The 7,482-nt window shown below is 71.3% G+C and carries 7 protein-coding genes and 1 pseudogene; 2 read left to right on the top strand and 6 right to left on the bottom strand.

Annotated features, from left to right (window positions below; genetic code table 11):
• Together D7V80_RS39330 and D7V80_RS39325 are read left to right on the top strand one after the other, a co-directional pair.
• Nucleotides 1-243 (top strand): annotated as a pseudogene (locus tag D7V80_RS39330) (acyltransferase); the annotation flags it as partial.
• Nucleotides 244-352: 109 nt separating this feature from the next.
• Entirely contained in the window at nt 353-1,306 is a 954-nt protein-coding gene (locus D7V80_RS39325; protein WP_120592921.1) for an NAD(P)/FAD-dependent oxidoreductase, read from the top strand.
• 12 nt (nt 1,307-1,318) lie between these two features.
• On the opposite strand, the gene D7V80_RS39320 is transcribed toward D7V80_RS39325, so the two are convergent.
• From D7V80_RS39320 to D7V80_RS39295, 6 genes are all read right to left on the bottom strand, one after another.
• The gene (locus tag D7V80_RS39320; protein WP_120592920.1) at nt 1,319-2,170 is read right to left on the bottom strand and encodes an AraC family transcriptional regulator; all 852 of its coding nucleotides are present in this window, start codon (nt 2,168-2,170) and stop codon (nt 1,319-1,321) included.
• A gap of 102 nt (nt 2,171-2,272) precedes the next feature.
• On the bottom strand, nt 2,273-3,556 hold the full coding sequence (locus D7V80_RS39315; protein WP_120592919.1) for an MFS transporter: 1,284 nt from the start codon (nt 3,554-3,556) through the stop codon (nt 2,273-2,275).
• Nucleotides 3,553-4,488 carry a Ppx/GppA phosphatase family protein gene (locus D7V80_RS39310; protein ID WP_120592918.1) on the bottom strand — a complete coding sequence of 312 codons (936 nt, stop codon included), beginning with the start codon at nt 4,486-4,488 and terminating at the stop codon, nt 3,553-3,555. The genes D7V80_RS39315 and D7V80_RS39310 overlap by 4 nt, the downstream gene beginning before the upstream one ends.
• A 14-nt stretch (nt 4,489-4,502) precedes the next feature.
• Nucleotides 4,503-5,699 carry an aminotransferase class V-fold PLP-dependent enzyme gene (locus D7V80_RS39305; RefSeq protein ID WP_120592917.1) on the bottom strand — a complete coding sequence of 399 codons (1,197 nt, stop codon included), beginning with the start codon at nt 5,697-5,699 and terminating at the stop codon, nt 4,503-4,505.
• A gap of 57 nt (nt 5,700-5,756) precedes the next feature.
• Nucleotides 5,757-7,046: an LpqB family beta-propeller domain-containing protein gene (locus tag D7V80_RS39300; RefSeq protein ID WP_120592916.1), complete on the bottom strand. Its 1,290-nt coding sequence runs from the start codon at nt 7,044-7,046 to the stop codon at nt 5,757-5,759.
• Nucleotides 7,043-7,482 (bottom strand): TonB family protein (locus D7V80_RS39295; protein WP_147447370.1); only part of this gene is annotated, 440 nt, incomplete at its 5' end. The genes D7V80_RS39295 and D7V80_RS39300, both read right to left, overlap by 4 nt.

Below are 7,482 nucleotides of genomic sequence, written 5' to 3'. Positions count from 1 at the left end.
GTGTGGGGCGGATGGGCGTGGGGGCTGGGGACCTTCGTGGGCATCCCGCCGCTGGCGCTGTTCACGCTGTCGTTCGCGGAGCGCTGGGACGCCATCCGCCATGACCTGGAGCTGTTCTTCACGCTGGGCAACCGGAAGCGCCTGAAGGCCCGGCTGCTCGCGGAAGGGGAGCGGCTGGCGGGCGAGGTGGAGCGGCTGGCGGAGGAGTACCGGCCGAAGCTCGACGCGCCCGTCGCGAGGTAGCAGGCGGACCGGAAGATCCGCCGATGCCGTCGAAAGCCCCGCCCTCCTGCCGGGCCCGGCCCGGTCGTTAGGTTCCTTCTCCAAGGGAATCAACACGAGGAGCAGGGCAATGGCGGCATACGACGTGGTCATCGTGGGAGGCGGCCCTGGCGGGCTCAACGCCGCGCTGTATCTGGGACGCGGGCGCAAGAAGGTGCTGCTCTGTGACGCGGGCACGCCGCGCAACGCGGCGGCGGAGCACATGCACGGCTTCGGTTCGCGCGACGGCATCCCGCCGCCGGAGTTCCGGCGCATCAGCCGCGAGCAGCTGAAGGCCTACCCCAACGTGGAGGTGCGCGACACGCGCGTGGGCTCCGTGGAGAAGCACGAGGGCGGCTTCCGCGTGGCGCTGGGCGACGGCACGTCGGTGGAGGCCCGGCGCCTCCTGCTGGCGATGGGCGTGGTGGACGTCATGATGGACATCCCCGGCTACAAGGAGCTGTGGGGGCCCAGCATCTTCCAGTGTCCCTACTGTCACGGCTGGGAGGTCCAGGACCAACCGTTCGCCATGCTGGCGAAGAACCCGCAGTACCTGGACGGCGCCCCCATCATCCAGAACTGGTCCAAGGATCTCATCGTCTTCACCCACGGCGCCTTCGAGGTGCCACCCGAGCAGCGCGAGAGGCTCCAGGCCCTGGGCATCCCCCTGGAGGAGCGGAAGCTCCGCGCGCTGCATGGCAGGGACGGGCGCCTGGCGGAAGTGGAGCTGGAGGACGGGACGCGCATCGCCCGGAGCGTGATGTTCTCCGCGCCGCCGCAGAAGCAGCACGAGCTGGTGACGCGGCTGGGGCTCGAGCTGGATGACCTGGGCTACGTGAAGGTGGGCCCCACGGGCGAGACGTCCGTGCCCGGGGTCGTGGCGGTGGGGGACATGACGACGCCAATGCAGGCGGCCATCGCGGCGGCCAGCGCGGGCACCATCGCCGCGGCGATGATGAACCACGCCCTCATCCTGGAGGACGCGGACCGCCGCTACACGCAGGTGACAGGGAAGCCCGCCCCCTCACGGCAGAAGGCGCATTGAGCGAGCGCCGCGTCAGTGCGCGGACGGCGCGCAGTGCTGCTTGCGCCACGCGGCGGGCGTGAGCCCCTCCGCGCGCCGGAACAGGCGGATGAAGTGCGTGGGGTCCGCGTAGCCCACGCGCTCCGCGATGATGTCCACGCGCTCGTCCGTGGACATCAGCCGCCGCCGTGCCTCCGCCATCCGGCCGGAGATGATCCACTCCACCACGCTGCGGCCCGTGGCCTGCTTCACCGCGGTGGTGACGTGCGCGGGGGAACGGCCCACGGCGGCGGCCACCTCGCGCAGCGAGATGGGCTCCAGGCAGTGCCGTTCAATGAACGTGAGCGCATCCCCCGCGAGCGACGCCCGCGACTCCACGGGCGTCCAGGTGCTGGAGCGGGCCACCTCCGCGAGCACCAGGGAGAAGAGGCTGCGCGTCACCTGCTCCCCCAGCGCGCGGTGCGGTGCGCGCGTCTCCGCGTGCAGCTCCGACAGCAGCCGCACCAGGTGCTCCTGGCGCCCGGACGGAATCGGCACGACGGCGGAAGCGCCCTGGCGCACGCGCTCGAAGGGCGCCAGCAGCGGTCCCACCTCCGTGTGCGTGAAGGCGGACGGATGGAACCCGAGCCCCCAGACCTCCGCCCGCTCGGCCGCCACCGTGCGGTGCTTCTCACCCGCGGGGATGAGCATCACGTCGCCCGCGGACACCGTCAGCCGGGTGCGCTGGTCGATGACGGCCTTCCCGCCCGTGTAGAGCGCGAGCACGGCCTGCGGATGCGAGGCGGCATGGGGGGAGGGCGCCTGCTGGGCATGACCGCAGGCGACGACCAGGGTGCTCGAAGGCGTATCCCAGACGTGCACCGGGTGTGAATGCGCGACCGTCACGAACGCCTCCGCTTCCTTCCCCGGCGAGCAGTGAACCTGCTCGCGTGAACCGAATGGGGCCTTGGATGCATTCCGGGCCCCGGCGTTTCGAACGAGGGCAGGTCAGCCCTGCTGCTGTGCGCGGGGCACGGCGTCCCGGAACAGCCGCGCGCCCAGCAGGAGCGCCAGTCCGCCCAGCAGCACCGGCACCGCGTTGATGGCGATGGCGGTGTGGAGGCTGGCCATGTCGGCGATCTGCCCGATGAGCGTGGGCGAGATGGCGTCGCCCAGCATGTGGATGCACAGCACGTTGAGGCCCATGGCGAAGGCGCGGAACGCGGGCGGCACGCAGTTGACGATGGCCGCGTTGATGGGCCCGCTGTTGAGGAAGATGAGGAACTGCGCCACGCCTATGGCCGCGAACGTGAGCGTCGTGTCCTTCAGGTTCACCGCCAGGTACATGCACGGCGCCGCGAGCAGCAGGCCGATGCCGGACAGCCACAGCCCGCCGCCCGCGCGCTTGCGGTCCATCTTGTCGCCCAGCCATCCACCGGCCACGGTGCCCGTGAGGCCCGCCACCGCCGTGATGGCGCCGAACACCAGCCCCACGCGGCCCGGGTGCTCCAGCCACAGGTGCCGCTCACGCACCAGGTACGTGGGCATCCAGAACGCCAGGCCGCCAATGGAGAACGTCATCAGCGTGTAGCCCGCCGTCGTGGCCCAGAAGGCCATGTTGCGGCCCAGCCCCTTGAGGCCCTCCATGAACGGCAGCTTCACCGCCGCGTCCGGCCCGTCCATGGCGCCGCGCTGGGGCTCCGGCATGAAGAAGGCCATGGCGCCCAGCACGAGCCCCGGCACGCCGCCCGCGAAGAACGCCGCGTGCCACGAATACGTCTGCGTCAGCCACCCGCCCAGGCCGTAGCCCATGGCGGAGCCCACCGGGATGGCGATGTAGAAGTACGACAGCATCCGCGTGCGCTGCTCGCGCGGATACAGGTCGGAGATGATGGACGGCGCCACCGCGCCATAGCCCGCCTCGCCAATGCCAATCACCGCGCGCGCCAGCAGGAGCGCCGTGAAGCTGGACGCAAGGCCACTGGCCCCCGTGGCCAGGCTCCACAGGACGACGCCGCCCGCCACCAGCAGCCGGCGGGGGATGCGGTCCCCCAGGAAGCCGCCCAGGGGCGACGCCAGCATGAACACGACGATGAAGACGGTGCCCAGCAGGCCGGACTGCGCGTCGTTGATGCCGAAGTCCTTCTGAATCTCCGGCAGCGCGACGGCGATGATGTACCGGTCGAGGTAGTTGACCAGGTTGATCAGCGTGAGGATGAACAGCGCGTAGCCCGCGCGCACGGACTGCGTGGCGTGCGAGCTGGACGGAGCGACGGGGGAGGAGGCGTTCATGAGCGAGAGGAGCCGGAGCCGAAGCGGTGTGCCAGGAGGCCCCAGCGCAGGCCGCGGTCGCTCACGCGGCACGCATCCAGGCCCAGCGCCCTCACCGCTTCACGCAGGATGAGGGCACCCGCGGGGATGACGTCCGCGCGCTTGGGCTGGAGGCCCGGCAGCGTCCGCCGCGCGTCCAGGGGCATGGCGCACAGCCGGTCCGTGAGCGCGTCCAGCTCGCCCCGGGACAGCGTGCCGCCATGGACCGCTTCCGCGTCGTAGGTCGCCATCTGGTGCTGCACGGCGAACAGCGTCGTCACCGTGCCGGCCACGCCCACCAGCATCGCGCCGGGGGGAGGCGGGGGCAGGGCGGAGAAGGTGTCGCGCAGGTGCGCCTCGATGGCGCCGCGCTCTTCGGGGGACAGCGGGTCGGTGCGCACGTAGCGCTCCGTGAGCCGCACGGCGCCCACGTCGAAGCTGTGACGGAAGGCCACCGTGCCGGCGTCGCTGCCGTAGATGAACTCCGTGGATCCACCGCCAATGTCCACCACCAGCAGCGGCCCCGCGGCCTCGCTGGAGAAGTCCTGGGCCACCGCGGCGAAGGACAGCTGCGCCTCCATCTCCCCGGGGATGATCTCCACCGTCACGTCCGCGCGGGCCTTGGCCTGGGCGATGAAGTCCGCGCCGTTCTTCGCGTCGCGCGCGGCGCTGGTGGCGGACACGGCGATGGCCTCCGCGCCCAGCTCGCGGGCCTCGTTGGCGAAGGCCACCAGCACGGCCAGCGTGGCCTCCATGCCTTCGGAGGACAGCACGCGGCTGGTGTCCACGCCCCGGCCCAGGCGGGTGATTTCGGCGCGCTCCACCACGGCCTGGAAGCGGCCGTCCGGCTGGCGGTCCGCCACCAGCAGCAGCACGGAGTTGGTCCCGATATCGATGGATGCGAAGCGAGGCATGCCGCGAACACTACTCAACGCAGCAGCGCTTCCAAAGCACGCACCAGCGCCTCGTAGTCCGCGGCGGTGTTGTAGAGCTGCGCGGACAGCCGCAGGTGCCGCTTGGGCGCCCGGGGCCAGGCGGTGACGGGGATCTCGATGTGGTGCTCCTCGAACAGGCGCACATGGAGCGGGTCCACGTAGAGCGGCGGCTCGGGGCGCTCCGGGAAGCCGTCCGGCAGGGCCACGCACGCCATGCTGCCCACCATGGACTCCGGGCACAGCGGCGCCGCGTTGCCCAGCTTCGCGTCCAACCTCCGCCGGGCGGCCAGCACCTTCTCCCGGTTGGACTCCATCACCTCCGGCCACCCGCCCGGAACGAGTCCCGCCATGAAGCGGATCACCGTGGGGATGCACAGGAAGGGCGTGGGGTCCACCGTGCCCACCCAGTCGAACTCCAGCCGGAAGCGCGAGCGGTCCGAGCGCGGCGAGTTGTGCCCGTGGCTCACCACCATGGGCTTGAAGTCCGGCTGCAGGTCGCGGCGCACGTACAGGAACGCGGCGCCCTTGGGCGCGCACAGCCACTTGTGGCAGTTGCCCGTGTAGTACGCCGCGCCCAGCTCCTGGAGCGCCAGCGGCACCATGCCCGGCCCGTGCGCGCCGTCCACCAGCGTCTCCACGCCCTTCTCACGCAGCCTGCGCACCAGCTCCGCCAGCGGCATCACCAGCGCCGTCTGGCTGGTGATGTGATCCACGAGGAGCAGTCGCGTGCGCGGCGTCACCTGCGCCATCACCGCGTCCACCACCGACTCCGGCGACGTCACGGGCCAGGGCAGCTTCGCCACCACCACCTTCACGCCCTTCTCGGCGGCGGCCACGTCCAGCGCGTTCCTGGACGCGTTGTATTCGTTGTCGGTGGTGAGCAGCTCGTCGCCGGGCTGGAAGCGCAGGTTGCGCAGCACGGTGTTCACGCCCGTGGTGGCGTTGGGCACGAACGCCAGGTCGTCCGGGTCCGCGCCCACGAACGCCCCGAGCGCGGCGCGCGCCTCGTTCAGCAGCGGCTCCAGCTCCCGAGCGAGGAAGCGCACGGGCTCCGCTTCCAGCCGGGCCCGCAGCTCCGACTGGTGCTGGAGCACCGGCTTGGGGCAGGCGCCGAACGAGCCGTGGTTGAGGAAGACGACCTGGGGGTCCAGCCCCCAGTGGGTCTTGTGGGCGGGGAGGGGAGCGCTCATGGAGCGCGCAATGCACTCCGGCGCGTCCCCCCTGTCAACGTCACCCGCCGTGACGGACTACTTCGCCGCCGGGGCGGTGCCCCAGTCCGGGGTCAGCCAGTTGCCCTTCTCCATGGGCAGCGGCACCTGGTTGTTGCCCTCGGAGGTCATCACCCACAGGTGCGCGCCGCCGTTGCGGTTGGTGCTGAAGATGATGAGCCGGCCGTTGGGGGAGAAGGTGGGCTCCTCGTTGTTGCCCTGGTCCTGCGTCAGGCGCGTCACCTTGCCCGTGTCCACGTTGACGGTGAAGAGGTCGAACGCGTTGCGCTCGTCGCGAGCGGTGAAGGCGATGAGGTCCCCGCGCGGCGACCAGTCCGGCGTCTGGTTGTAGTTGCCCTGGAAGGTGAGCCGCTTCACGCCGGAGCCGTCCGCGTTCATCACGTACACCTGCGGGCTGCCACCCCGGTTGGACACGAACGCGATGCGCTTGCCGTCCGGCGACCAGGTGGGGCTGGTGTTGAGGCCGTAGGGCGTGTCCGTGACGGCCTTCGCGCCGGAGCCGTCCGCCGAGGCGACGTAGATCTGCGCGCTCTCACCCTCCGCCAGCGCGTAGGCGATGCGCTTGCCGTCCGGCGAGTACGCCACGCCCGTGGCCATCTGGCCTTCGGTCACCAGCGGCTTCGCCTCGCCGCCGGGGGACTGCACGTAGATGTCCGGCCGGTTCTTCCGGTAGGACGTGAAGGCCACCTGTCCGGACGGGCTGAGCGTGGGGAGGATGTGCGTGCCGCCCTTGGTGAGCGCCTGCGCGTTCATGCCGTCCCAGTCCGCCACGTACACGTCGCGGTTGGCGCCCGCCTTGCGCACGTAGGTGATGCGCGACAGGAAGGGGCTCGGCTCGCGGGTGAAGTGCCGGTAGAGCGCGTCCGCCAGCGTGTGCGCCAGCTGCCGGGGCTCGCCGGCCGGCGCGTCCTTGGCCACCTTCAGCTCCTCCTTGCCCGTGGCCACGCTGAACAGGCGCAGCTCGCCGCGCAGCGCGCCGCCGTCCTGCGCCAGCGACACCTTCACCAGCGACTCCGCGCCCACGTCCGCCCAGCGGCTGAAGTTGATGCTGCCCGCCGTCATGCCTTCCTTGGCGTCCGCGGTGAAGCCCGCGCGGTCCAGCACCTGGAAGATGCCGGAGGCGGTGAGGTCGTACGTGAAGGCGGTGTCGAAGGACTGCGCGGACTTCTTGTCCGCGCCCTCCTGCAGCACGGGCGCGGGGGCCGCGAGCGGCAGCGGGCGGAAGTTCGCGCCGGAGATTTCGATGACGGGCGCCTGCGCGAGCGCCAGCGCGGGAACGAGGAGGAGCGACAGCAGGAGGGCTTTCATGGGCTGAACACCAGGACGACGCCGTTCTTCTGGAGCGCGTCGCGAAGCGCATCGGGGGGAGGAGAGAAGGGGGATGCCTTGCGCACGGCGGCCACCACCGCCGCGTCGAACAGCTCGTTGCCGCTGGCCTTGGCCAGGCTCACGTCCAGCACTTCGCCCGCGCGGCCCAGCTTCATGGCCACCTGCGCCTTGAGGTACAGGCGCTCCGCGTCGGGGATGGTGTCCGCCACGTTGTAGTGACGGCGCACCTGGGACTTCAGAAGACCGTAGTACCGCTCGCCCTCCGCCACCGCGGAGTCACCGTCCGGGTCGCCGTCCTCGGCGCCTTCCAGCTCCTCCGGCTCCGTGGGCCTGGCGGACTTGTCGAACGCGCCGAAGAGCTTCTTGCGCCGGTCCTCCGCGGTCGCTTCCCCCTTCTGGGGCGCGGGGGCCGGGG

The organism is Corallococcus sp. CA054B (assembly GCF_003611625.1).
Taxonomy (GTDB): domain Bacteria; phylum Myxococcota; class Myxococcia; order Myxococcales; family Myxococcaceae; genus Corallococcus; species Corallococcus coralloides.
This window is presented reverse-complemented; position numbering and strand designations above follow the sequence as displayed.

Excerpts from the sequence above, each read along its gene's own strand:
- D7V80_RS39325 (WP_120592921.1), top strand. The coding sequence starts at position 353 with ATGGCGGCATACGACGTGGTCATCGTGGGAGGCGGCCCTGGCGGGCTC.
- D7V80_RS39315 (WP_120592919.1), bottom strand. The coding sequence starts at position 3,556 with ATGAACGCCTCCTCCCCCGTCGCTCCGTCCAGCTCGCACGCCACGCAG.
- D7V80_RS39310 (WP_120592918.1), bottom strand. The coding sequence starts at position 4,488 with ATGCCTCGCTTCGCATCCATCGATATCGGGACCAACTCCGTGCTGCTG.
- D7V80_RS39305 (WP_120592917.1), bottom strand. The coding sequence starts at position 5,699 with ATGAGCGCTCCCCTCCCCGCCCACAAGACCCACTGGGGGCTGGACCCC.
- D7V80_RS39300 (WP_120592916.1), bottom strand. The coding sequence starts at position 7,046 with ATGAAAGCCCTCCTGCTGTCGCTCCTCCTCGTTCCCGCGCTGGCGCTC.